21 protein-coding genes are annotated in these 24,190 nt (G+C 34.9%); 12 read left to right on the top strand and 9 right to left on the bottom strand.

Features of this window, described 5'->3' with window-relative positions; translation table 11 throughout:
• Positions 1–116: 116 nt before the first annotated feature.
• The 5 genes from BT156_RS00340 to glgB form a co-directional block, all read right to left on the bottom strand.
• On the bottom strand, positions 117–1,157 hold the full coding sequence (locus BT156_RS00340; protein ID WP_072406105.1) for an SRPBCC domain-containing protein: 1,041 nt from the start codon (positions 1,155–1,157) through the stop codon (positions 117–119).
• 177 nt (positions 1,158–1,334) lie between these two features.
• Positions 1,335–2,603, bottom strand: a complete 1,269-nt coding sequence (locus BT156_RS00335) for a glucose-1-phosphate adenylyltransferase (protein WP_072406103.1) — start codon at positions 2,601–2,603, stop codon at positions 1,335–1,337.
• Positions 2,604–2,639: 36 nt separating this feature from the next.
• On the bottom strand, positions 2,640–3,101 hold the full coding sequence (locus BT156_RS00330) for a hypothetical protein (protein WP_072406101.1): 462 nt from the start codon (positions 3,099–3,101) through the stop codon (positions 2,640–2,642).
• Positions 3,102–3,118: 17 nt separating this feature from the next.
• Positions 3,119–4,525: a glycogen synthase gene (locus BT156_RS00325; protein WP_072406098.1), complete on the bottom strand. Its 1,407-nt coding sequence runs from the start codon at positions 4,523–4,525 to the stop codon at positions 3,119–3,121.
• Between the two features lie 4 nt (positions 4,526–4,529).
• Positions 4,530–6,479: a 1,4-alpha-glucan branching protein GlgB gene (glgB, locus tag BT156_RS00320; RefSeq protein WP_072406096.1), complete on the bottom strand. Its 1,950-nt coding sequence runs from the start codon at positions 6,477–6,479 to the stop codon at positions 4,530–4,532.
• 212 nt (positions 6,480–6,691) lie between these two features.
• Here glgB and BT156_RS00315 point away from each other — a divergent pair, with 212 nt between their 5' ends.
• The 9 genes from BT156_RS00315 to BT156_RS00275 all read left to right on the top strand — a co-directional run bounded on the left by BT156_RS00315 (position 6,692) and on the right by BT156_RS00275 (position 16,398).
• Positions 6,692–7,813 carry an alpha/beta hydrolase-fold protein gene (locus BT156_RS00315; protein WP_072406944.1) on the top strand — a complete coding sequence of 374 codons (1,122 nt, stop codon included), beginning with the start codon at positions 6,692–6,694 and terminating at the stop codon, positions 7,811–7,813.
• Positions 7,814–7,818: 5 nt separating this feature from the next.
• A complete protein-coding gene (locus BT156_RS00310; protein ID WP_072406094.1) occupies positions 7,819–9,234 on the top strand; it encodes a leucyl aminopeptidase family protein in 1,416 nt (471 codons plus the stop codon).
• A gap of 141 nt (positions 9,235–9,375) precedes the next feature.
• Complete coding sequence (locus BT156_RS00305; RefSeq protein WP_072406092.1) at positions 9,376–10,587, top strand: ATP-grasp domain-containing protein; 1,212 nt, start codon at positions 9,376–9,378, stop codon at positions 10,585–10,587.
• A gap of 232 nt (positions 10,588–10,819) precedes the next feature.
• On the top strand, positions 10,820–11,533 hold the full coding sequence (locus BT156_RS00300; protein ID WP_072406090.1) for an alpha/beta hydrolase-fold protein: 714 nt from the start codon (positions 10,820–10,822) through the stop codon (positions 11,531–11,533).
• A gap of 52 nt (positions 11,534–11,585) precedes the next feature.
• Positions 11,586–12,539 (top strand): ATP-grasp domain-containing protein, encoded by a 954-nt coding sequence (locus tag BT156_RS00295; protein ID WP_072406088.1) that lies wholly within the window; start codon positions 11,586–11,588, stop codon positions 12,537–12,539.
• 29 nt (positions 12,540–12,568) lie between these two features.
• Positions 12,569–13,687 (top strand): carboxylate-amine ligase, encoded by a 1,119-nt coding sequence (locus tag BT156_RS00290; protein WP_072406086.1) that lies wholly within the window; start codon positions 12,569–12,571, stop codon positions 13,685–13,687.
• Positions 13,688–13,722: 35 nt separating this feature from the next.
• Entirely contained in the window at positions 13,723–14,556 is an 834-nt protein-coding gene (locus tag BT156_RS00285; protein ID WP_072406084.1) for a type 1 glutamine amidotransferase, read from the top strand.
• Between the two features lie 176 nt (positions 14,557–14,732).
• Positions 14,733–15,917, top strand: coding sequence for a hypothetical protein (locus BT156_RS00280; RefSeq protein WP_072406081.1), 1,185 nt, complete (start codon positions 14,733–14,735; stop codon positions 15,915–15,917).
• A gap of 22 nt (positions 15,918–15,939) precedes the next feature.
• Entirely contained in the window at positions 15,940–16,398 is a 459-nt protein-coding gene (locus BT156_RS00275; RefSeq protein WP_072406079.1) for a hypothetical protein, read from the top strand.
• 93 nt (positions 16,399–16,491) lie between these two features.
• On the opposite strand, the gene cphA is transcribed toward BT156_RS00275, so the two are convergent.
• Positions 16,492–19,119 (bottom strand): cyanophycin synthetase, encoded by a 2,628-nt coding sequence (gene cphA / locus BT156_RS00270; RefSeq protein ID WP_072406942.1) that lies wholly within the window; start codon positions 19,117–19,119, stop codon positions 16,492–16,494.
• Positions 19,120–19,320: 201 nt separating this feature from the next.
• On the opposite strand from cphA, the gene BT156_RS00265 reads away from it, so the two are divergent.
• The 3 genes from BT156_RS00265 (at position 19,321) to BT156_RS00255 (ending at position 21,495) form a co-directional block, all read left to right on the top strand.
• On the top strand, positions 19,321–20,208 hold the full coding sequence (locus BT156_RS00265; RefSeq protein ID WP_066759822.1) for a cyanophycinase: 888 nt from the start codon (positions 19,321–19,323) through the stop codon (positions 20,206–20,208).
• 103 nt (positions 20,209–20,311) lie between these two features.
• On the top strand, positions 20,312–21,154 hold the full coding sequence (locus BT156_RS00260) for an isoaspartyl peptidase/L-asparaginase (protein ID WP_072406077.1): 843 nt from the start codon (positions 20,312–20,314) through the stop codon (positions 21,152–21,154).
• 104 nt (positions 21,155–21,258) lie between these two features.
• Positions 21,259–21,495 carry a YtxH domain-containing protein gene (locus BT156_RS00255; RefSeq protein WP_072406075.1) on the top strand — a complete coding sequence of 79 codons (237 nt, stop codon included), beginning with the start codon at positions 21,259–21,261 and terminating at the stop codon, positions 21,493–21,495.
• 50 nt (positions 21,496–21,545) lie between these two features.
• Here BT156_RS00255 and BT156_RS00250 read toward each other — a convergent pair whose 3' ends face one another.
• From BT156_RS00250 to BT156_RS00240, 3 genes are all read right to left on the bottom strand, one after another.
• On the bottom strand, positions 21,546–22,343 hold the full coding sequence (locus tag BT156_RS00250; protein WP_170857254.1) for a class I SAM-dependent methyltransferase: 798 nt from the start codon (positions 22,341–22,343) through the stop codon (positions 21,546–21,548).
• A gap of 94 nt (positions 22,344–22,437) precedes the next feature.
• Positions 22,438–22,977, bottom strand: a complete 540-nt coding sequence (locus tag BT156_RS00245) for a hypothetical protein (RefSeq protein WP_139255384.1) — start codon at positions 22,975–22,977, stop codon at positions 22,438–22,440.
• Positions 22,978–23,168: 191 nt separating this feature from the next.
• Positions 23,169–24,143 (bottom strand): PH domain-containing protein, encoded by a 975-nt coding sequence (locus BT156_RS00240; protein ID WP_072406069.1) that lies wholly within the window; start codon positions 24,141–24,143, stop codon positions 23,169–23,171.
• Positions 24,144–24,190: the final 47 nt, after the last annotated feature.

Genomic DNA, 24,190 nt, shown 5'->3' with positions numbered 1-24,190 from the left:
GTTTATCTATTATTAAATTTTGTTTGTAGAATTAATCCTCAAATTTAATAAAAAAAACCGACGTGGGACAGCCCAAAACTATTAAAAAAACTATAAAAGAAATAAATATAATTAATTTACTTATAAACAGATAAAGACAACTTCATATTGACGTTCTGGTCTTCCATCGGACGTTCGATAAAAGTCTGGCGAATATCTCCGAAACGCATCTCGTCTTTTTTAGCTTTCTGAATCAGTTGTTGTACTGCTTTAACTCTTCCTTCGTAAGTACCTCTATAATACATTACGTAGTTTTGAGTCGGACTTACTGATCTGAAATTAAAGTTATTATCCGTAACTCCGAATTTTTTAGATAAAGGAATTCCAAGGAAATAAGAGACTTCTTTATCTTTGTAATTATCAGCATCTGTTATCATGATCGGATATCCGAATTCGTCATCTTTTTTGCCGAGATCCATTGTTACATAATTATAAACCTTGTTATAATTCATCACAATATTTTTATAAAGGGCATCTTTTTTATTTGATGTACTGACATTAATTCCCAGTAAAAGTTTGTCTTCTTCCTTCTCAACCATCAAACTATCATACTTTATGGCAGCCATCTGATTGTCTTTTTCCACTTTATTCCCTAAAACATTTTTCAGGGTAGCCATACTTTTGTTGATATTTTCCGCAAATCGGTCTTCTGTCCAGAAATTTCCCACTCTTTTCCAAACTGATAATTTGGGGGTATGAACATTCCAGATGATCTTTGTTTTTCCAGCAGAAACAGCTTTAAATTTAACATCAACCAACGTGGGGCTTTCATTTCTATCCTCAAAAAGCTGATATCTCAACGTTTTGTTTGGATTTTCATATCTGATGAACATTTCACCGTCTGTATCGTTTTTCGGATCTACATAGCTTATGCTGCTGCCCTGCCCTTCGTAAGGTGTGTAATAATCGATATCGATAGACTGAGAACTTTTGAAAAAATTGTTCCAACGCGTGAAATTCTGCAGATTATTGAATTGAGAAAAGACCTTCTCCACCGGATAATCTATCTCTTTCTCTATTTTAAAGCTTTTGCTTTCATCCACAAAATAATACATGGAAGCAGCATAAGCCCCTCCCAACAGTATCGCAACTATCGCTATGATTTTAAAAAAACGCATCGCACAAAAGTAAGACAAATAAAAAAAGTGACCAATATATTGGCCACTCTTGTTTTAAATTTATAGAATCGAAGATGGAAGAAGGATGATGGAAGTTAAGGTCGCGTCATTTAATTTTTTTTAATCATAATACCGCTTCCAAGAACTTCCTGCTCCCGGCTTCAAATATCCTGCGTCTTACCCAATATGAGTTCCCGGAGGAAGAACTGCTCCTTTTTTCACCACTACAATTCCGTCCTGTACGGAATGTGTTCCGAAATCACCATCCGGCAAGTGTTTTCCACCGATAATCCTTACATTATCTCCAATGTAGCAGTTTTTATCAAGAATTGCTTTTTCGATATAGCAGTATTTTCCGATTCCCATGTTGGGACGGCCTTTCCTGTCATTGATAACAATTTCTGTTGTGCTTTGATAAAAATCTGCTCCCATGACATAGGAATTTACGATCGTACTTCCTTTATCAATTCTTGTCCTGTTTCCAATAACTGAATTTTCAATTTTATCTGCCATAATAATGCATCCGTCTCCAAAAACAGCTTTACTTACATAAGAACCGTTGATTTTCGATGGTGGAAGCATTCTCGCTCTTGTATAAATAGGTGAAGATGAGAATAGATTAAATTGAGGAAAATCCTGACACAGATCAATATTGGCTTCATAAAAAGATTCGATTGTTCCGATATCCGTCCAATATCCTTCAAACTGATAGCTTAATGTCGTGTATTTTCCAATGGAATTCGGGATGATGTCTTTTCCAAAATCATCTCCGGCTCCTTCTTCAAACATTTTTTTAAGGATCGTTTTCGTGAATATGTAGATTCCCATTGAAGCTAAATATTCTTTTCCTGCTCCTTTATTTTTCTCAGAAACTTCAGATTTTAAACTGTCCAGAATGTCATAATCCGGTTTTTCAACAAAAGAAGTAATATTTCCTTCATCATCAGAACTTAAAATCCCGAAACCTGTGGCATCTTTCGCATTCACAGGGATTGTAGCAATAGTTACGTCCCCTCCTTTTTCAATATGGAAGTCCAGCATTTCTTTAAAATCCATCTGATACAACTGATCTCCTGAAAGAATGAGAATATATTCATAATCATATTTTTCAAGATGCTTCATCGACTGACGCACTGCATCTGCCGTTCCCTGATACCAACTCTCATTTTCCACATTCTGTTCGGCCGCCAAAATATCAACAAAACCTTTGCTGAAAATATCAAAATGGTAAGAATTTTTGATATGCGAATTCAATGAAGCTGAATTAAACTGTGTAAGAACCAAGATTTTATTTAACCCTGAATTTAAACAATTAGAAATAGGAATATCTACCAATCTGTATTTTCCTGCGATAGGTACAGCCGGCTTTGATCTTGTGTACGTTAATGGAAAAAGTCTCGTGCCTCTTCCGCCTCCCAAAACAATGGAAATAACATTGTGATTCATAAATTATATTGCGTTTTTTATTCTTTTTGGTTAATATTATTTTTGTTTTGATGTATCACCCGCATTTTCACTCATTTTCTTAGTAACTGCAATCTGAAACTCCAGCCAGTCTATTCTTTTCTGAACAGTTTGTTTTTCGTTTTGAAGTACATCGAGTTTAGCCTGTTTTTCATCAATTTTTTCCTGAATAATTTCTTTGTTTTCTGCTTTTTCTAATTTAATCTTATCTGCTGAAATTTCAGTTTCAAGTTTTTCTACCTTTCCTTCAATTTTTCTTAATTGCCTGTTACCGCTTTTAAGCTGTTTTTCATTAGAAACGGTCATGCTGCCATTATTCGTTAATAAAGAATGTGTAAACCTTTGCTGTTCATTCATTCTCCTTTGCTGATTATGCATCATTGAAGACTGCCTCATCATCTGCATAGTGTTTTGAGAAAAAATTTGAGCTGAAATTAAAAGCATTAAGCCAATTAATATAAACTTTAGATCTTTCATCATTTATTTATTAAAACACTTTAGTTAGTATATAAAGCTATGTATTTTTCTGCAGATTTCTCCCATGCAAAATCAAAATTCATATTGGCGTGAATAAGATTCTCCATAACGTCTTTTTCATTGTAAATACTTAAGCCTCTATTCATCGCATGAACAATATCATCAACTCCGGGGTAAGTAAAATTAATTCCTGCTCCGCCCCTCGAGATGTCTTCAACTGTATCTTTTAACCCTCCAATATATCTTACGACAGGAATTGTACCATATCTCATGGAATACATTTGGTTCAATCCGCATGGCTCCACTCTTGAAGGCATCAATAAAAAGTCTGCCGAAGCATAAATCTGATGCGAAAGATGTTCCTTATACCCAAGATCCAAAGCAAAATTCGAATAAGTATAATTGTATTCTTTCAGTTTATTTTCAATATATGAGTTTCCTGAGCCTAAAATCATGATATTTAAAGCGCCATAACTTTGTTTAATGCTTTTCCAAACTACGTCAGGAAGCAGGTCGGCTCCTTTTTCTGTGGCGAATCTTCCGATAAAAGCAAACAAAGGAAGTTCAGGTTTTAAACCATATTCTTTACAAAGCTTTTCTTTATTCTTCTTTTTCTGCTGGATGGCATTTTTAACATTAAAATTAAAATCCAACATCGGATCGGTTTCAGGATCCCAGACTTCCGTATCAATTCCGTTGATAATTCCGTACGCTTTTCCGAATTCTTCACGAACTAAGCTTTCAAGACCTCTGAAACTTACGAAAAGTTCTTCCAGATAGCCTTCCGAAACAGTCGTGAAAGCGCTTGAACATTTAATCATACTGGCTAAGGGATTCATGTATCCGTTCCAATCCATCAATCCCCATTTATAGCTGTCGAAAGCAGGCATATAATTGGCCATATTCCAGCTCATCATTCCCTGATATTCGCCGTTATGAATAGTTCCGATGGTTTTTACGCCTTTTAAAAATTCAAAATCCGGGCAATGTTCAATCATAAAAGGAACCAAGCCTGTATGATAATCATGACAGTGTAAAACATCTGGGCGGATCTTCATCGCGCTCAACCAGTGTAAAACACCATGCTGAAAAGCCAGAAACTGATAACTTTCATCCTGATAACCATAAGGATTATCTCTGTCTAAAAGTCCGGGAATTCTCACCATGTATAATTCGAATCCCAAAACATCGGTTTTCTCTTTGAACACCTGAACCTGAAGCATATCCGGACCCTGATGAATGAAGCCATCAAAAACTATGTCAAACTCATGATCATAAACGAAAGGTTTGTTGTACCAAGGCATAACAACCTTAGCATCAACACCTTTTATTTTGTTCTGATATTTCGGTAAAGCTCCTACAACATCCGCCAAACCGCCTACTTTAGCTATCGGATAACATTCCGTGCTGAGATGATAAACAACCATTTTTTTATCTTTTGTGTAATTTAATTCTGTGTAATTTATACTTTTTATCTTTTTTCATTTTTAAAACAACTCCTGCAAGAGGCGGAAGTTTTAAAATTATCGAATTGGGACGGTTCATCCACGGTTCAGACTGTTCTTTAATGATTTCAGGTTTTACACCACTTCCATTATATCTTTCATCATCTGAATTGAAAACAACCTCCCAATGCGTTCCTGCATTAATGCCAATTTTATAATCTAAGACCTTTGGAGTAAGATTTAAAACTACCATAAAGACGTCATCCTTCTTTTTCCCTTTTCTTAAATAGGTAATCACCGAATTTTCCAGATCATCGGCTTCTACCCATTCAAAACCACTTTTATCAAACTGATTTTCATAAAAAGCAGTTTCATATCGATACATATGGTTTAAATCTTTAACTAAAGTCTGCAAACCTTTATGAACAGGGTATTCCAACAAATGCCAATCCAGACTTTGGGTAAAATTCCATTCGCTGGTCTGCCCGAATTCATCTCCCATGAACAAAAGCTTCGCTCCCGGATGCGTAAACATATATACATACAATACGCGAAGATTTGCAAATTTCTGCCATTCGTCGCCTACCATTTTATAGATTAAGCTCGCTTTGCCGTGTACTACTTCATCGTGAGACAAAGGCATCATGTAATTTTCATTATACATATACATTGAAGCAAAAGTAAGCTTATGATGACTAAATTTCCTGTCGTCATGTTCTACTTTAAAATAATCCAGTGTATCGTGCATCCAGCCCATCATCCATTTCATTCCAAAACCAACTCCGCCGTCATGAACAGGCTTTGTAAGCATCGGAAAATCCGAACTTTCTTCTGCAATAGTGATAATATTATCGCCAAATTCTTTATAAACAGCAGTATTGAATTCCTGTAAAAAGGCTTTCGCTTCAAGGTTTACATTTCCGCCATAAATATTTGGTTCCCATTCACCTTCATTTCTGGAATAATCGAGATGAAGCATCGAAGTTACCGCATCCACACGCAATCCATCAGCATGATAACGCTCCAGCCAGAACATGGCATTTGAAATTAAAAAAGATTTAACTTCATTTCTTCCGTAATTGAAAATATAGGATTTCCAATCAGGATGAAAACCTTTTCTCGGATCTTCATGTTCATATAAAAAAGAACCGTCAAAACGGTATAAACCATTGGCATCGCCCGGAAAATGAGACGGAACCCAGTCTAAAACAACACCAATATCATGATTATGCAATTCATTAATTAAAAACATCAGATCCTGCGGAGATCCAAAACGTGATGTAGCCGCATAAAACCCTGTAATCTGGTAACCCCAGCTTGGATCATACGGATATTCCATCACGGGCATGAATTCTACATGCGTAAAACCCATTTCTTTCATGTAAGGGACTAGCTTTTGGGCGATTTCCCTGTAGTTTAAAAATCTTTCAGGATTATCGCCTTCTCTTAACCATGAAGCTAAATGCATCTCATAGACAGAGATCGGAGCATTTAAACTATTTTTTTTCCAGCGGTTTTTGAGCCATTCTTCGTCGTCCCACTCATACCATGTTGTAGAAACCAATGAGGCCGCCTGTATATTTTGTTCCCAACTTAAAGCATAAGGATCACTTTTTTCTAAAATTTCTCCGCGGGGAGTTTCAATAGCGTATTTATATAGCGTTCCCCAGGTTAATCCGGCAATAAAACCTTCCCAAATTCCTGATTCGTCCCATCTTGGAAACAAAATATGGTCTTTGTCATTCCAATTATTAAAGTTCCCAATTACTGAAACTTTTTTTGCATTTGGAGCCCAAACAGAAAAATAAACCCCTTGAATCCCGTCTTTCTCTACAGAATGTGCACCAAACTTATCGTATAGCTTATAATGCTTACCTTCTTTAAAAAGATAAACATCATGTTCAGTGAAAAGCGTATACGTTTTAACAGAATTCATCAATACTTTGATTAATTTATATATATTTCTTGAAACTACGAAAAATATCGACAAACACCATTAATTATTGTTGAAATAATTATTATGTTAATCTTTTTCACACCCTTGTGTACCAAATATATAAATTTTTAAATCGTATTATTTATTAATTTAAAAGATTGCTATAAAAAGATTTTTTATAAATTTATCAGTTAATATTTATTACACACATGATGAAGTTTGAACTTTATACTGAAGAAAGTGATGATAGACCTATTTACATCACAGGAAATTTCAATAAATGGAATCCTAAAGATTATAGCTATCAACTTAAACAACTAGATCCGAACAGGTATTCCATCGAAATTGATGATCAGATTCTGCCTTCCGTAGTTGAATACAAGTTCACGAAAGGCGGATGGGAAAACGTTGAACTGGACAAGTATGGAAATATCACTCCCAACCGAAAAATCGAAAAATCGATAGGAAAAACATCCGATGTTATTGAAAAATGGAGACTTAACTGGGGACCGTTCAAAAAAGAGTTTTTCCCGATTGTAGAAATTATTTCGGAAAAATTTTACATCCCGCAACTTGAGCGTTATCGTAAAGTTTGGGCTTTGCTGCCTTATGATTATTACACTTCTGAGAAAAGTTACCCTGTCTTATACCTTCAGGATGCGCAAAATCTTTTCAATGAAGGAAGCGGATACGGAAACTGGGAAATTGATAAAAAGCTCTCAATTCTTGCAGAATACGGTCGTGGAGATATGATCGTAATCGCCATAGAACACGGAAGCGAAGAAAGAATTAAAGAATATATTTTCGATAATGATAATGTAGCCAACGGTTCTGAGGGAAAAAAATACATCCGTTTTATCGCCGATACTTTAAAGCCTTACGTTGACGAAAATTACCGTACCAAAAAAGACAGAAACAATACAGGAATCGGAGGAAGTTCGCTTGGCGCTTTAATCAGTATTTACAGTGGTTTCCTTTATCCTGAAGTCTATTCTAAATTATTAATTTTCTCCCCTTCTCTTTGGGTTGAACCTAATAATAATTTCCCGATGATGAATTTCAGGACGCCTTTTAAAACAAAAATTTATTTATACGGTGGCGCTCAGGAAGGTTCAAAAATGGTTAAAAGAATCTATGTCTTTGAAGAATATCTAAAAAGATGGGAGAAAAAAAATCTATTTGATTTTGAATTCAGGACAAATATTAATCCCGAAGGAACTCACAACGAATTTTACTGGTCACAGGAGTTTCCTAGAGCTATCGAATGGCTGTTCTATGATAACAGGGAAAATCCTGTAGAAGTAAAGCCTCAACAAAAAAGTATTAAAAATTAACATTTATGAAACTAATTAATAAAAAAAACAGAACATATACTCAGGTTTTCCAACTATTCACAGAAGAAGAATGGGGAAAAACAGGAAAAAATTTCAATAAAAACATTTCATCTTTTTTTACGGGAAAGAAGAACGAAATCTTTGTAAACGCCCACGAAGAAGGCATTACTTATTTTATCGGTCTTGGAAAATCAAGTCTTCAGAATTTCGAAGTTCAACAGGTTGCCAATAAATTTTCTCAAACTCAGAAAAAAAATCTTCAGGCAGTTCCTACACTGGTTTTGGCTGATTTTCTTAATGAAAAACAGTTTGAAGAATTTGCAAAAGGCCTGTTGATCGGAACTTACAACTACCCTTTCGAAAAAAGCCATCCTTTTTGGAATGCAAAATTTGAAATTCATTTTGAAAATGCAAGTCAGAAAAAATTAGATTCAATAAGTGCAAGGGCCGAAGCTTTGTGTAACGGGCAAATTGCCTGTCAGGATTGGCTAAATAAACCCGCCAATCTTAAAAACCCAGATATCTTTAATTTATATCTTAAAAATTTAGCAAAAAAACATGAGTTAAAATACACAGTTTTCAATAGAAAAAAATGTGAAGAGCTTGGTTTGGGAGCTTACCTATCCGTAAATCAAGGGAGTGCTTACGATGCTGCTTTTACAATTTTAGAATATAAAACAACAGCCAAAAATGCTAAAACAATTGGTCTGGTAGGAAAATGTGTATTGTTTGACACAGGCGGAATTTCTTTGAAAAATCCAGACAATATGCACTATATGAAGTCTGATATGGGTGGTGCAACGGCAGTTTTGGGAACTTTAATTTACGCTGCAGAAATGGAACTTCCTGTAAATATTGTTGCCATTTTACCAATCACAGATAACGCAATTTCTGAAAATGCATTCTTACCAAGTGATGTAATTACAGCCTACAACGGAAAAACAATCGAAGTTCTGAACACCGATGCAGAAGGTAGGATGATCCTTGCAGACGGACTGTCTTACATGGCCAAAAACTATAAAACTGACCTTATGATCGACCTGGCAACATTAACGGGAAGCTCTGTAAGAATGTTCGGTGATACTTGTGGAGCAATGTTTTCAAATAATGAAGAATTGAAAAATCTTTTGATAAAAACAGGCGATAAAACCAATCAAAGACTATGGAATCTTCCTTTATGGGATATCTGGAAAGACGATATTCAGTCTGATGTGGCAGATATGAAGAACATTTCTATGAAACCTATCGGAGATTGTATCATTGCTGCAAAGTTTTTGGAACAATTCATTGAAAACCACCCAAAATGGGCACATTTAGACATTGCCGGAGTCGCTTTCGGAAACGTTGGATATGCCAAAGAAAAAGCTGCAACAGGCTTTGGAGTGCAATTATTGGCCGATTTAATCGAAAATTATCACTAAAAATTAGTTTATTACAAAAATTCTCTGTATAATTGATATAAGAATTTTCAAATACATACTGATAGACGGTTTTAAGCATTAATTAATCAATAAAAAATCGCTTTCTTTTTTGAATATTCATCAAAATTAAAAAAACATTATATGGAGGAGAAAACAATAGTATGTATTTCGTGCTATTACAAGGGCTATGATTTCATGGAAGAAATGAAGAAGCTCGGTAATAAAATAATCTTGGTGACATCCGAAAATCTTAAGGAAAAAAACTGGCCGTGGGAAGCCATTGATGAGGTTTTTTATATGCCTGAACTGAAACCGTCTGTCTGGAATCTTGATCATCTTGTTCAGGGATTTTCACACCTAATGCAGACCAGAAAAGTAGACGCCGTAATCGCTTTGGATGATTATGATGTTGAAAAAGCTGCGCTCATCAGAGAGACTTTCCGTATTCCGGGAATGGGGCAGACCACGCATCGCTATTTCAGAGATAAATTGGCGATGAGACAAAAGGCAAAAGATTCAGGGATCAATGTGCCGGAGTTTACGGCAGTTTTTAATAATGATGAGGTTAACCGCTTCGTTGACAAAGTTCCGGGACCGTGGGTTTTGAAACCCCGTTCGGAAGCTTCTGCATCAGGCATTAAAAAAATAACAAATAGAGAGCAACTTTGGGAAGCTTTAAACGAACTTGGAGAAGAGCGTCATTTATTTTTATTGGAAAGTTTTAAACCCGGAGATGTTTATCACGTTGACAGTTTAACATTTAATAAAGAAATCGTATTCACTTCCGCTTCAAAATACCTTGCTCCGCCAATGGAGGTTTCTCATGAAGGCGGTGTTTTCAGAACAAAAACATTAGGAAGATATTCTGATGAATTTAAAGCCTTAGATGAGGTAAATGCAAAAGTTTTGTCCAGTTTTGGATTGATCTATGGTGCTACTCACACAGAATTTATCCGAAGTAAAGATGATGGTAAATATTATTTCCTTGAGACTTCATCAAGAGTTGGAGGCGCGCATATTCCTGATTTAGTAGAAGCTTCAAGCAATATCAATATCTGGAGAGAATGGGCAAAAATTGAAGATGCTCTTCTGAAAGGTAAAAAATATGAGGTTTCTAAACCTACAGGATATTATTCAGGATTAATTGTTGCCTTAATTAAAGACAAGGAGCCTGATTATAATGAATTCGAATGTGAAGAAGTCGTAAAATTCTTACCGATAGACTACCATGTTGGAATTGTGTACAAATCAAACGATGCTACCATCGTACAGGAAAGGCTGGATCATGCAGCGAAAAAAATTCATGCAGAGTTACTGAATATCCTTCCTCCAAAAAGCAAACCAAGCTCATAAATAACTGATAAACAAAAGTATTAATATCCAAAAAGTTATTGATCTTATAAAAATAAATATTCAAAAAAAATCAAGTTTAAAATAAAAAAAATATTGTTTTGATCTTCCCAAATTAGGAACAATTGTTCTTGATATCCTAAAAGATGACCAACTTGGAGGAATAGAATTTATGAAATTCATATAATTTAAGATGTTAATTAAATAAAATATTAAAACCCAAACAAGAAAAAGAATGCCGCAGATAGAACATACTGATTACTATTCAAACATATTAGGAACAAGCCTTAAAGTAGAGGTTACCGGACATTATGGTCATCCCATCATTATGTTTCCGACTTCACAGGGGCAATATACCCAAAACTATGATTTTCATCTTAACGGAAGCATCAATTGGTTTGTTGAACAGGGAAAAGTAAAACTTTATAATATTCAGACCATCGATGGCTGGAGCTTCTATGATGAAAAGATATCTCCACAACAAAGGATTAAAAATTATGAGCTGTATGTACAGTTCCTGATTCAGGAATTTGTGCCTTATATTCAAAAACTTCATAATACGCATCGTGTAGCGGTTGCAGGCGCGAGTTTCGGGGGATATCATGCTGCCAATTTTGCATTCAGGTTTCCTGATGTGGTTTCGCATTTATTCTGCCTTTCGGGAGCATTCAGCATTCGAAACTTTATGGACGGATATTCTGATGAACTGGTCTATTTCAACTGCCCGAGAGAGTTCGTGAAAAACGACGAAGCCTGGAAATACAAACATATGCACATTGTTTTAAGCACCTCAGATCAGGATATCTGCAAGGATAAAAACTTAGAAATGGCAGATATTTTAAGAGCAAAAGGAATTGACTTCTGGTACGACGAAAGAAAATGGATCAACCACGACTGGCCACTTTGGCGATTGGTTTTCCCAACATTTATAGGAGCATTTTTTTCATAAATTTTTAAAATACAATCTAATATTAATATAAAACATTAAAAAAACAACAATTATGGCAAAAAAAGTTGGAATTCTATTCGGGATGGAAGATACATTTCCTTGGGCATTTATAGACAAGGTAAATGAATTAGGAGGTGGAGAAATTATTGCAGAAGCAGTGAGCATTGACAAATTAGAGCAAGGCGCAGATTACGGATATGCAGTGATTATAGACAGAATTTCGCAGGATGTTCCCTTCTACAGAGCTTATCTTAAAAATGCAGCATTGAACGGGACTTACGTTATCAACAACCCTTTTTGGTGGAGTGCAGACGAGAAGTTTTTCAATAATGCATTGATGTCTAAACTGGGAATCCCTCTGCCGAAAACAGTTTTACTTCCTTCGCATGAAAGACCTACAGATACTACAGAAACATCTTTCAGAAACCTGAAATTCCCTCACGATTGGGAGTATATTTTCGATTATGTAGGCTTCCCTGCTTACATGAAACCTCATGACGGTGGTGGCTGGAAAAGCGTTTACAGAGTAGAAAGCCCTGAGGATCTTTGGAATAAATTAGGAGAAACCGAGCAGTTGGTAATGATGGTTCAGGAAGAAATCGTCTTCGAAGATTATTACAGAGTATATTGTTTAGGCAAGAAATATGTTCATATTATGCCTTACGAACCAAGAAATCCGCACCATTTGAGATATGCAACAACACATCAGACGGAAGGTGAAGAATTAAAAAAATTATTAAAGGTTATTCATGATTATACGATTAAAATGAATGAAGCTTTAGGATATGATTTCAATACGGTAGAATTTGCCATCAGAGACGGAATTCCTTACGCAATCGACTTCTGTAATCCAGCTCCTGATGCAGACAGAAATTCTGTAGGTGAAGAAAACTTCGCGTGGATCGTAGAACACTCTGCTAAATTAGCAATTGAAAAAGCAAAAGAATATGTTCCCGGAAAACCAAACATTTCTTGGGGAACTTTCGTGAAAGACTCAGTTAAATAAAACTAAAATCAAAAAAACACCGAAAAAGAATGCATCAATTTACGATTGGTATCGAAGAAGAATATCAAATTATAGATGTTGAGAGCCGTGATTTGGTTTCTCATGTTTCGAAAATTATTGAAGGCGGAAAAGCTGTTTTAAGTGAAAACTTAAAGCATGAAATGCACGAATCCATGATTGAAATGGAAACGGGTATCTGCCAGAACATTCAGGAAGCACAGGCTGAGCTTACAAATTTAAGAAGACACCTAATCAATACAGCTCACGAACAGGGACTTCGCGTTTCAGGAGGCGGAACTCACCCTTTTTCAAACTGGGAACACAATACCATTACAAATGGGGAACGTTACAACAAAATTGTAGACGATATGGGTGATGTTGCCCGCGGAAATCTTATTTTCGGACTGCACGTTCATATTGGAATTCCAAATCGTGAAGAAGGCGTGAGAATCCAGAATGTGATGCGCTATTTCCTTCCTCACGTTTATGCGCTGTCTGTTAATTCACCGTTTTGGATCGGCAGAAATACAGGATTCAGATCTTACAGACAGGAAATTTTCGTTAAATTTCCAAGAACAGGAATTCCCAGTTATTTCAATTCTCTGGCAGAATTTGACAGCTATGTTGATCTTTTGGTTAAAACAGGAACAATTGATAATGCTAAGAAAATCTGGTGGGATCTGCGTGTTCATCCGTTCTATCCAACGATTGAATTCAGAATCTGCGACATGCCTTTAAGAATTGAAGAAACGGTTTGTCTTGCCGCTATTATGCAAAGTTTAGTGGCTAAAATATACAAATTACATCAGCAGAATTTAAGTTTCAGAAGTTATAGAAGATTATTATTAAATGAAAATAAATGGAGAGCTTCCAGAGACGGAATACATTCACATTTAATTGATTTTGGTAAAGAAGAATCTGTACCTTATCCTGATTTATTAAAAGAATTGCTTGAGTTCATCGATGATGTTGTGGACGAATTAGGATGCAGAAAAGAAGTTGAATATGCATGGACAATTCTTGAAAACGGAACAGGTGCCGACAGACAGCTTAAAGTCTACGAGGAAACGGGCGATCTTACCAAAGTTGTTGATTATATGATCTCAGAAACAGAGTATGGCATAACACATGGACAAACTGTTTCATAATATTTTTGATAACTTTGTAAAAAATATGAAGTAGTATGAAGGATATTAGAATCGCTTTGCTGGACATGAATAACAATCAGGCAAATCAAGGCTTTAAAAATATACGAGAGATTTCGGAAGCATTCAAAAAAAATTCTGAAGAAAATGTTATCATCAAAACTTTTGATGTAAGACATAAAAATGAAATGCCAAATATTGAAGATTTTGATATTTTCATTTCATCAGGAGGTCCCGGAGATCCTCACAGAGAAGGTCTTGAATGGGAAGATAAATTTGCAGAATTTCTTGATACCGTTTATCATCATAATAAATATAATGATGATAAAAAATATATGTTCCTGATTTGTCATTCATTCCAATTGGCGAGTATTCATTGGGAGTTGGGTAATATCTGCAAAAGAAAATCTTATTCTTTCGGAGTAATGCCGATTCATAAAACTGATGAAGGTGAACAGGAGTTTTTATTTAAAAATCTTCCGGATCCTTTCTATGCTGTGGATTCTAGAGCATTTCAGTTCATTGAACCGAATCATGAGCGTTTCGAGGAATTAGGAATGAAAATCGTTGCTATTGAGAAATTCCGTCCGCATATTAATCTTGAAAGAGCTATTATGGCCATTCGTTTTTCAGAAGAGATCTTCGGAACTCAATTCCATCCTGAAGCTAATCCTGAAGGTATGGTTGAAAACCTGAAAGATGAAAAGAATAAACAAGCAATGATCGAGAACTATGGAATGGAAAAATATCTTGAAACTGTAGACAGAATGGATGATGAAGACAAAATCGTTCTTACGCAGGCTCAGATTCTTCCAAGATTTTTGAAATTCGCAAAAAAAAACGTTCTGAAGGGAATTGAAGCAATGGCTTAACAACTCTAAATTATAGATGCTTCGACTCCGCTCAGCATGACATTTTTAATACTAAATGTCATTTTGGTAGCGCTGTCATACTGAGCGAAGTCGAAGCATCTCAAAATATTAAACAAAAATCAATACGGAAATCGAGCAACATTGCTCGATTTTTTAAAATCACAAAGAAAAAGAATATGGTCTCAAAATACAGAAAACAATTTAATCAGGAATTTTCTCAGGAAAAATATGAGCAGTTTAAAGAGATTTTAAAACAAAAAAGCGGTGTTGAGACTTCTTTCAGAATTTCCGAAAGTCCAATGTTTCTTTCGAATAAATTTAAGGATAAACTTATTGACGCAAGCGAAAGTATTATCGATCAGATCAAAGCTTTATCGCCCGAAACATTACAAAAAGCGATTCCTGAAAACTGCAAAGTTCCGAATGACACCAATCAGCCTCATTTTTTTACTATAGATTTTGGAATCTGTAAAAGTGAAAATGGAGAAATAGAACCTCAATTAATAGAGCTTCAAGCCTTTCCATCATTGTATGCTTTTCAAAAAATTTTTGAAGATACATTTTGTGAAGTTTATCCTTTTTTAAATGATATCAAAAATAAAATGCCTCATGAAGAATTTAGAAATTATGTAAAAGATCTTATTGTAGGCAACGAAAATCCAGAGAATGTAATTCTTCTTGAAATTTTCCCTGAAAAACAAAAAACATTAATAGATTTTATTCTGACCGAGAAATTATTAGGAATAAAAACCGTTTGTTTAACAAAAATAAAGAAAGAAGGACGAAAATTATTCTATGAAAATGATGGAAAATTAATTGAGATCAAAAGAATTTATAATCGAGTAATTTTCGACGAATTAGACAGAATTCCTGATCTTAAAACTGAATTTGATTTCCGTGAAGATGTAGACGTAACTTGGGTTACACATCCTAATTGGTTTTTCAAAATTTCAAAATTTCTTCTTCCAATGCTGAAACACCAGTTTGTTCCGAAAAGTTATTTCTTACACGAGTTTCCGGAAAACGAAAATCTTGAAAACTTTGTTTTAAAACCTTTATTTTCATTTGCAGGAAGTGGAGTTAATTTAGATCCGACAAAAGAAATCACAGATGCCATTGAGGATAAGGAGAATTATATCTTACAGAGAAAAGTAACTTATGCTCCTCTTTTTGAAGATATTAACGGAGAATTTTCAAAAGCAGAAATCCGACTATTATATATTTGGAGAGAAAATGACGAACGCCCTATTCTACTTGAAAATCTTGGAAGAATGACAAAAGCCGCCATGGTGAATGTTGATTTTAATAAGAAAGATGCTATTTGGATAGGTAGTTCTAATGCATTTTTTGTTGAAGAATAATATTTTATAAAACTAATATACAATGGAAGAGCAATCGGCTTTTGAAGAGTTTGATGTAAAAAGTAATTTTGTACGAAGAAGAAGTTTATTGCCAGTCTGGATTAAAATTTTCACTTGGTTCTTTCTAATTGGAGGAGCTATAGCTGTTTTAATCTTGATTTGTGGGTCATTTTTAACCAACATCAGCTTGTCACTTTATGGAATTCAAGCACAGCATCCTTATACATTAACAGGATTTTTAGTTAGTATTCTACTTATTTTCAAAGGAATTGTTGCTTATGGTCTTTGGTTTGAACAAAAATGGGCACCACAGGCCGCAATTATTGATGCAATTGTAGGTATTGCAATTTGTATTATTATGATGGCTGTGATTCCTTTTACTGTCCCTAATATAAGTTTTACCTTTAGACTAGAATTAATTCCTTTATATTTTTATCTTATAAAAATGCAGAAGATTAAAAAATCTTGGGAAAACCTATAAGACAAACCCTCCAACACATTGGAGGGTTTTTATTTTGAAAAGTATTGAGTTCAGTGTTTCGGCTTCTTCGAAGCCGAAACACTGAACTCCCAATTAAATCTTATCATCCTCAAGCAATTCCCTTGCCTGATATTCCTGCACCAGATCGATTGCATTAGAGATAACATCACTTAAAGCGGTTATGAAAGCCCCTTCCTCAGCCATTCCCATTGCATGTTTTAGGGCATCAATTTCTTTAGGAATAATTTCATAGCTTACATCTCTTTGAGCTTCATTAATACCATCGATAATTAATGCATTGATGTCCTCTTCTTTCCTTCCGCGAAGATGTTTTTCGTTTCTGATGATGATATAATCGAACATTCTTCCTGCGATTTTACCACACAGTCTGATATCTTCATCCCTTCTGTCTCCAACTCCGGAAATAATACCGATTTTCTTGGTAGATTCAATATTTTTAAGATAATCTTCAATCGCTTCATATCCTGATGGATTGTGGGCAAAATCAATTAAGACTTTGAAATTTTTAAACTTGAAAACATTCAGTCTTCCCGGTGTAAGCTGTGCACTCGGAATAAAAGTTCTCAAAGAATTTGAAATATCCTCGATTCCCAAGCCCTGAAGATAGCACGCTAAACTCGCTGCTAAAACATTTTCGATCATAAATTTCGCTTTACCATCCATCGTAATCGGGAAATCTTTTGCTTTTCCGATTCTGATCTTCCAGTCACCTTTTTTGATCGTCACAAAACCTTCTTCATAAACGCAGGTAATTTTCCCTTCTTTCGCGAATTTCTTCATGTGTGGATTATTTTCATCCATACTGAAAATTGCCACATTGCTGTGCAGATCATTCACAATTCTCATAGAATACTCATCATCAGCATTCATCACGCTCCAGCCGTTTTTCTTTACACTGTCAAGAACAACTCTTTTTACCTTCGTTAAGTCTTTCAGGTTATGAATGTCATTCAAGCCCAAATGATCTTCTTTAATATTGGTTAAAACCCCGATATCACATTGAGAAAAACCAAGTCCGGAACGGAGAATTCCACCTCTTGCAGTTTCCAGAACGGCAAATTCTACGGTTGGATCTTTCAGAATAAATTCAGCTGAAAGAGGGCCTGTAGTATCACCTTTCGTCAACATCGTATTCTGAATATAAATACCGTCTGAAGTTGTGAAACCCACTCTAAAACCGTTATTTTTAATGATATGAGAAATTAATCTTGTCGTAGTTGTTTTACCATTCGTTCCCGTCACCGCAATGATCGGAATCGTAAATGGTTTTCCTGCCGGATACAGCATATCTACAACCGGAGCAGCAACATTTCTCGGAAGACCTTCGCTTGGAGCAAGATGCATTCTGAAACCCGGAGCCGCATTTACTTCAATAATAGCTCCGCCACTTTCTTTTAACGGCTGCGTTAAATTTTCGGCCATAATATCAATTCCGCAGACGTCCAAACCAATAATCTTGGAAACCCTTTCTGCCATGGTGATATTTTCCGGGTGAACCATATCGGTCACATCAATAGAAGTCCCTCCTGTAGAAAGGTTAGCCGTTGATTTTAAATAGACAACTTCTCCTTTTTGAGGAACCGTTTCCAGCGTGTAATGAAGTTTTTCAAGAAGTTCAGTAGTATCTTTATCTACTTCAATTTCAGTCAACACATTTTCATGACCGTATCCTCTTCTCGGGTCTTTATTTTCTTTTTCAATTAATTGCTGAATATTTAATTCTCCATCTCCCACAACGTGAGCAGGGACTCTTCTTGCAGCAGCAACCATTTTATTATTAATAACTAAAACTCTGAAATCATATCCGGTAATATATTTTTCAACAATTACTTTTTTTGAATATTTCTGAGCATGCTCTAAACCAATTTTTGCAGCTTCCCAATCGTTTACATTGATGGATGAGCCTTTTCCGTGATTTCCGTCCAAAGGCTTTAAAACAATCGGATAATTTATTTTTCTGATAACGCTTTCCAGTCCTTCTTCATCAACAACCAAATCGCCGATCGGAACAGGAATCGCAGCATCATGAAGCATTCTTTTCGTTAATTCTTTATTACACGCAATATCTACTGCAATTGAGCTTGTTTTACCTGTAATCGTAGCCTGAAATCTTTGCTGATTAACTCCGTAACCAAGCTGTACCAAAGAGTTTGTCCCCAATCTGATCCAAGGAATTTTTCTGGAAACCGCTTCTTCAACGATACTTCCCGTTGACGGACCTAAACGAACACGTTCTCTGATCTCTTTTAGCCTATGAATACAAGCATTCAGATCATATTCTCTGCCTTCAATTAAAGCTTCTGCAATTTTTACGGCTTGTTCGGCAGCGTAAATTCCTGCATTTTCTTCAATATAATCGAAAACTACATTATAAATTCCGGGACTTTTTGTTTCGCGTGTTCTTCCGAATCCTGTGTCCATTCCCGCTAAAGTCTGGATCTCAAGAGCAATATGTTCAATAACATGCCCCATCCATGTTCCGGTTTCCACTCTGTGAAAAAATCCGCCTTCTACCCCTTCTGAGCACCTGTGTGAAAGTAAAGACGGCATTAATTGTTCTATTCTTTCTCTAAAACCATCGATTTTATTGGTAGGGAAATTTTCCAGTTCTTCAAGATCCAACCGCATCTGTATCAGCTTTTTTCTTCTTATACTCCAAATATTAGGACCACGTAAAGCCTGTATCTTCTCAATTTTCATAGACATTTTGCATTTTTCTTATTAATGATAACATATTCCAGAATCAAAGATAATGTAAAACCATAAACAAAACTATACCACACTTGTAGATTTCTCAAAATAAAATTGAAAATTATTAATAATTCTAAAATACTCAGTGTCAATTAAAATGTGGTATAGATTTCGCTAAATGTTAATAATTTTTTAAATTTGCACACTATGATGAAACCCGTTGGAAAATTAATCGTTATCGGAGGGGCTGTAAATAAAGGCAGCTTTGCTGAAACCGACTTCGATCAGAATATCGAAAAAAACCTCAATTTCTTTGAAAGAGGTATTCTAAGAAAGATAATTAATGAGTCTAAGCTTAAAGAAAATTCCGTAATAGAAATTATTACGACTGCTTCTCAGATCCCCCAAATTGTTGGTACGGAATATAAGAAAGCGTTTGAATTTTTAGGTGCCAAAAATGTAAACATCCTTGATATCCACAATCGTGAGGAAGCCAATTCTGATGCGATGGTGGCAAGAGCTAACGCAGCAGATGTTGTGATGTTCACAGGTGGAGATCAGTTGAGGCTGACCTCTATTCTTGGCGGAACAAGATTTCATGATACCATTCTATTAAAATATCAGGAGCAGGATTTTATTTACTCCGGAACTTCTGCAGGAGCAGCTGCCGCGTCTGAAAATATGATTTATCAGGGAAGCAGTTCTGAAGCGTTGCTGAAAGGTGAAATAAAAACTACGCAAGGTTTAGGTTTAATTGATAATGTAATCATCGATACCCACTTCGTACAAAGAGGAAGAATTGGTCGTTTGTTTCAGGCTGTTGTCAACAATCCGAGAACATTGGGAATTGGTTTAGGTGAAGATACCGGACTTTTTATTCATAATGATACAATGACCGCGGTTGGTTCGGGACTTGTAATTATTGTTGACGGAAGGTTTATTAAAGACACCAATCTTACCAATATCAATCTTGGTGAGCCTATTTCTATTGATAATTTAACCGTACATGTAATGTCGATGAATGACCATTATGATCTGACGACAAAAACATTGACGATTGAAAATTCTCAATTTAACCCGATTCCACAAGATAAATAATAAATGATTAATGATAGTTGATCAATGATTTTGGTTGATTGATAAATAAATTAACTTCGTCAAGAATATCAATTATCATCTATCAACTATCAATTATATTTTTATGAAATTAATCATCCACGGCGGTTTCTTCTCCGAAAGTGACCAAAGCCATGAAGTAAAAACAGCGAAACAAGAGTCATTAAAAAATATTGCTCAAAAAGCTTTTGAATATTTACAGTCAAATTCTGCTTTTGATACGGTAGCTTATGCCGTTTCTCTTTTGGAGGATGATGAATTATACAATGCCGGAATCGGTTCCCAAATTCAAAGTGACGGCGTGATTCGCATGAGTGCTGCAATCATGGATGGTGAAACCCAAAAACTAAGTGGTGTCATCAATATCCAAGATGTGAAGAATCCTATTTTTGTTGCTAAAGACTTAATGAAAGAAGATGACAGAGTTTTGGGAGGTGAAGGTGCAAAAAATTATGCTACAGAACATGGTTTTGAGAATTTTTCAACTGAAATCCCTCAACGCAGAAAAGAATATGAAGCCAAATTAGCAAATGGCGGAAAAGGAACTGTTGGCTGTGTAGCAATTGATAAAGACGGAAAATTAGCCGTTGCCACCTCAACAGGAGGAAAAGGTTTTGAAATCCCGGGAAGAATTTCTGACTCTGCAACTGTTGCCGGCAATTACGCCAATTCTTTCTGTGCTGTAAGCTGTACAGGTGTTGGAGAGGACATTGTGAGCAATGCGACTTCTGCAAAAATTGTAACAAGAGTTACAGACGGAATGAGTCTTGAAAATGCTTTTAATAAAACTTTTGAAGAATTAAAAACAATCGACGGTTTCGCAGGTGCGATTGCCATTGATAAACAAGGGAATATCTATCATCAGGATTCTTATCCAACCATGGTCTTTGCAAGTTTTGATGGTGAAAATTTTGAAGTCTTCAATTAAATTTTAACATAAATTTATAATTGAATTTATTTTTTTGGCACGTATTTTACATACTTATTAATAACAAATTTTAGTATTAATAATAACATAAAAAAATAGAAATCATGGGAAACAAAACAAACGGCTTACTTGCTTTATTAGGATTGGGTGCTTTAGCTTATTGGAAATATAAAAAATCTACTCCAGAGGAGCAACAAGCGGTAAAAGATAAAATTAACACGGCAAAAGACAACCTTAATAAATGGGGAAATGATCTTAAAAGTAAAGCCAATGACGTAGCTTCTCAGGCTCAGGCAAAACTAGACGAGGCGAAAACAAAAGCTGAAGATTCTTTAAATTAAGATTAGTTTTTTTTAACATTCATATATAAGAAAAGTCATCGTAAAATATTTTACGATGACTTTTTTTGTACGCTTAAAGCATATACCATTGGTATTTTGTTTCCGAATTTTTCGATTCGCCATTTCCCTTTCTCAAATTCGTCAATATGTTTAAAACAAGGATATGGCGACCAATCGAATTCCTGAAAATTTTCAATCATTAAATCGTTTTTAATTAAATTTTGAAACACTTCAGACAAAGAATGATTCCACATCACATATTCCTGAACGATATCAGCCGAAAAATCTGCATAAGTCCCTTCATAGGTTTCTACAATTGGTTTTTCATTAAAATAATTATAAGTAATTCCGTTGAAATCATCATCAAACATCCAAACCACAGGATGAAATTCTGCCATTACAAATTTTCCGTTAGGTTTTAGAAAATAGTTAATAACATTCGCCCATTTATCTAAATCAGGAAGCCAGCCAATGGTTCCGTAACTTGTAAAAACGATATCAAATTTTTCATGTAAAACATTCGGAAGATCATAAACGTCTGAACAAATAAATTCAGTGTCTGTTCCACACTGTTTCGCGAGATTATTGGCAGCTTCTACTGCTTTGTCAGATAAATCTACTCCCGTAACTTTTGCTCCCAATCTTGATAATGAAATAGAATCCTGCCCGAAATGACACTGCAAATGCAAAATACTTTTCCCTTTTACATCTCCTAAAAGATCTAATTCAATGGAATTAAGTGAATTTCTTCCTTTTACAAATTCATCCACAAAATAGAAATCCGACTTCAGATGCGGTTCTACTTTGGCATTCCATGAGTTTTTATTTATTTCGAGATAATTTTCCATGATTTTAATTTTAAACTAAAATATTTAAAATAAATTAATCATAAAATTTCTCTGACCTTTGTGGTTAAAATGGATGATTATTCTTCTAAGTATTCTAGTTACCTTGAATAATATAATTTTTTGTGATTAATTTTCTTTCAGGCTGAGTACTGTCATCCGGCTGAAACCAAACCTCAACTCTACTTCCGTAATAATCTCCCCACTCTCCTTCTTCAACCGTAAATTGATTACTTAATCCAAATTCTTTTAATTCATCTGTTGGATTGTAAACTTCTATTTGAGATTCCTGTTTGATTTCTTTTTCCGAAAGAATTCTGTTGGTAACAAGATCAAACATTTTTAAGTAAACTTTTCCTTTATCTGTTTTATTAAGAAAAACCTGATATTTATAGTTGCCAGGCATGGAATAATCATATAAAAATACATCCTGTTTTTCGACTTTAAATAAAGGTTTTTCGTTATTAAGAGATAATTTCAAAGGCATTTCAGTTTTTACATTATTCGGATTTTTCGCATCGCCTTTATACTCTTTATATGGATCTTTGGGAAGAAAAATAGTAAAAAAAAGCATAGCAACAATTGAAATTACAACAGTAAAAAAGCATTGTTTAATTCCTTCTTTAAATTCTTTCATGAACATCTTCGCGATACCCAAAATAAAGCAAATGAAGTAACCAAGAAAAGGTAAAGAAATCAATAAACCCCATATCATTGCTTTTGCCGGAAAAATAATAAGGCATAACCAGCAAAACACCGTAAAAATTGTAAAAATAAATGGTGCCGAATACCACTTTCCGTTGATTAATCTAATAATGAATGCCTTTATCATAATCTTCCCAATAATTTCTTTTTCTGTTCTGCAAATTCTGCTTCTGTCAACACTCCCATCTCTCTCAGTTTTCCCAGTTTTTCCAATTGTTCAAAAATAGCTTCAGCAGGTTCTTTTTCTACATTCTCCGGAGCTTTTTCAGGCTGTTGCTGAGGTTTGGAAATAACTTGCTTAAATATATCAAATGGCGAACTTTGATTTTGAGATCCGAATGTATGATCATTTATAGAAATCTGGATGCTTTCTTGTTTAAATGATTGCTGCTGCACCTTTCCGGAACGACCGATATAATCTTTTACTCCATCATAAAATGCTTTTGCTGCATGTTTATTATATAATTTAAATTCCGCAGTAATGCCGGATGCATATATTTTCATTGAAGATGTCAGAATACCCGAATCATATTCTATAGAAGTAATTTTATCATGCATAAATTCATTTTCTACAACACCTCCAAAGAATTTTTTATCGATAAACACCACTCTTTTTTGTGTAGAGAAAACAATACCTTCACGGTTATTACCTAAGTATTTTCCTTCTGCAATAGCGATAATTTTTTCTCCATTATCCAATATATTCACCAATTCTTTCACTTCGCTGTCTACAAAAATGCTCAGTTTAGCATTAAGTGCAACGATTTGATCTTTAATATCATCAAGTCTTGTAGGCTGATCGTAATCCTGAAAACCGTTTGGATCAAAAAAAGTATTGACAGGTATTTCAATTTTTGGAGTTTCAAGAGTTGGTGTAGCAATATTTTCTTCGAAATCGTCAATTTTTCCGCCAAGGATAATTCCTCTTACTTCCGCAAGATTAAAACTTCCGATTGAATTTACAAGGTCTTTATTAATATTTGTCGCCTTATTAAAGCATTTATTGCATAAAATACTGCCGTCCGACAGTTTATTTTCGCCCAAAAGCGTATCCATCGACGTTAAGGGTGTTCCGCATAATGCGCAAATGATATCCATCTGGTTTTTGGTTTAATAGTTTTTAAATTATATCAAACGGAGCATAA

The organism is Chryseobacterium limigenitum, assembly GCF_900114875.1.
Taxonomy (GTDB): Bacteria; Bacteroidota; Bacteroidia; order Flavobacteriales; family Weeksellaceae; genus Chryseobacterium; species Chryseobacterium limigenitum.
Note: the sequence above shows the minus strand (reverse complement) of the source record. Positions and strands in the feature narration are given on the sequence as shown.

Excerpts from the sequence above, each read along its gene's own strand:
- cphA (WP_072406942.1), bottom strand. The coding sequence starts at position 19,119 with ATGAAAATTGAGAAGATACAGGCTTTACGTGGTCCTAATATTTGGAGT.
- BT156_RS00325 (WP_072406098.1), bottom strand. The coding sequence starts at position 4,525 with ATGGTTGTTTATCATCTCAGCACGGAATGTTATCCGATAGCTAAAGTA.
- BT156_RS00340 (WP_072406105.1), bottom strand. The coding sequence starts at position 1,157 with ATGCGTTTTTTTAAAATCATAGCGATAGTTGCGATACTGTTGGGAGGG.
- BT156_RS00290 (WP_072406086.1), top strand. The coding sequence starts at position 12,569 with ATGCATCAATTTACGATTGGTATCGAAGAAGAATATCAAATTATAGAT.
- BT156_RS00245 (WP_139255384.1), bottom strand. The coding sequence starts at position 22,977 with ATGAAAGAATTTAAAGAAGGAATTAAACAATGCTTTTTTACTGTTGTA.
- BT156_RS00330 (WP_072406101.1), bottom strand. The coding sequence starts at position 3,101 with ATGATGAAAGATCTAAAGTTTATATTAATTGGCTTAATGCTTTTAATT.
- BT156_RS00275 (WP_072406079.1), top strand. The coding sequence starts at position 15,940 with ATGGAAGAGCAATCGGCTTTTGAAGAGTTTGATGTAAAAAGTAATTTT.
- BT156_RS00260 (WP_072406077.1), top strand. The coding sequence starts at position 20,312 with ATGAAATTAATCATCCACGGCGGTTTCTTCTCCGAAAGTGACCAAAGC.
- BT156_RS00310 (WP_072406094.1), top strand. The coding sequence starts at position 7,819 with ATGAAACTAATTAATAAAAAAAACAGAACATATACTCAGGTTTTCCAA.
- BT156_RS00305 (WP_072406092.1), top strand. The coding sequence starts at position 9,376 with ATGGAGGAGAAAACAATAGTATGTATTTCGTGCTATTACAAGGGCTAT.
- BT156_RS00285 (WP_072406084.1), top strand. The coding sequence starts at position 13,723 with ATGAAGGATATTAGAATCGCTTTGCTGGACATGAATAACAATCAGGCA.
- BT156_RS00295 (WP_072406088.1), top strand. The coding sequence starts at position 11,586 with ATGGCAAAAAAAGTTGGAATTCTATTCGGGATGGAAGATACATTTCCT.
- BT156_RS00240 (WP_072406069.1), bottom strand. The coding sequence starts at position 24,143 with ATGGATATCATTTGCGCATTATGCGGAACACCCTTAACGTCGATGGAT.
- BT156_RS00315 (WP_072406944.1), top strand. The coding sequence starts at position 6,692 with ATGAAGTTTGAACTTTATACTGAAGAAAGTGATGATAGACCTATTTAC.
- BT156_RS00265 (WP_066759822.1), top strand. The coding sequence starts at position 19,321 with ATGAAACCCGTTGGAAAATTAATCGTTATCGGAGGGGCTGTAAATAAA.
- BT156_RS00255 (WP_072406075.1), top strand. The coding sequence starts at position 21,259 with ATGGGAAACAAAACAAACGGCTTACTTGCTTTATTAGGATTGGGTGCT.
- BT156_RS00335 (WP_072406103.1), bottom strand. The coding sequence starts at position 2,603 with ATGAATCACAATGTTATTTCCATTGTTTTGGGAGGCGGAAGAGGCACG.
- BT156_RS00300 (WP_072406090.1), top strand. The coding sequence starts at position 10,820 with ATGCCGCAGATAGAACATACTGATTACTATTCAAACATATTAGGAACA.
- BT156_RS00280 (WP_072406081.1), top strand. The coding sequence starts at position 14,733 with ATGGTCTCAAAATACAGAAAACAATTTAATCAGGAATTTTCTCAGGAA.
- glgB (WP_072406096.1), bottom strand. The coding sequence starts at position 6,479 with ATGAATTCTGTTAAAACGTATACGCTTTTCACTGAACATGATGTTTAT.
- BT156_RS00250 (WP_170857254.1), bottom strand. The coding sequence starts at position 22,343 with ATGGAAAATTATCTCGAAATAAATAAAAACTCATGGAATGCCAAAGTA.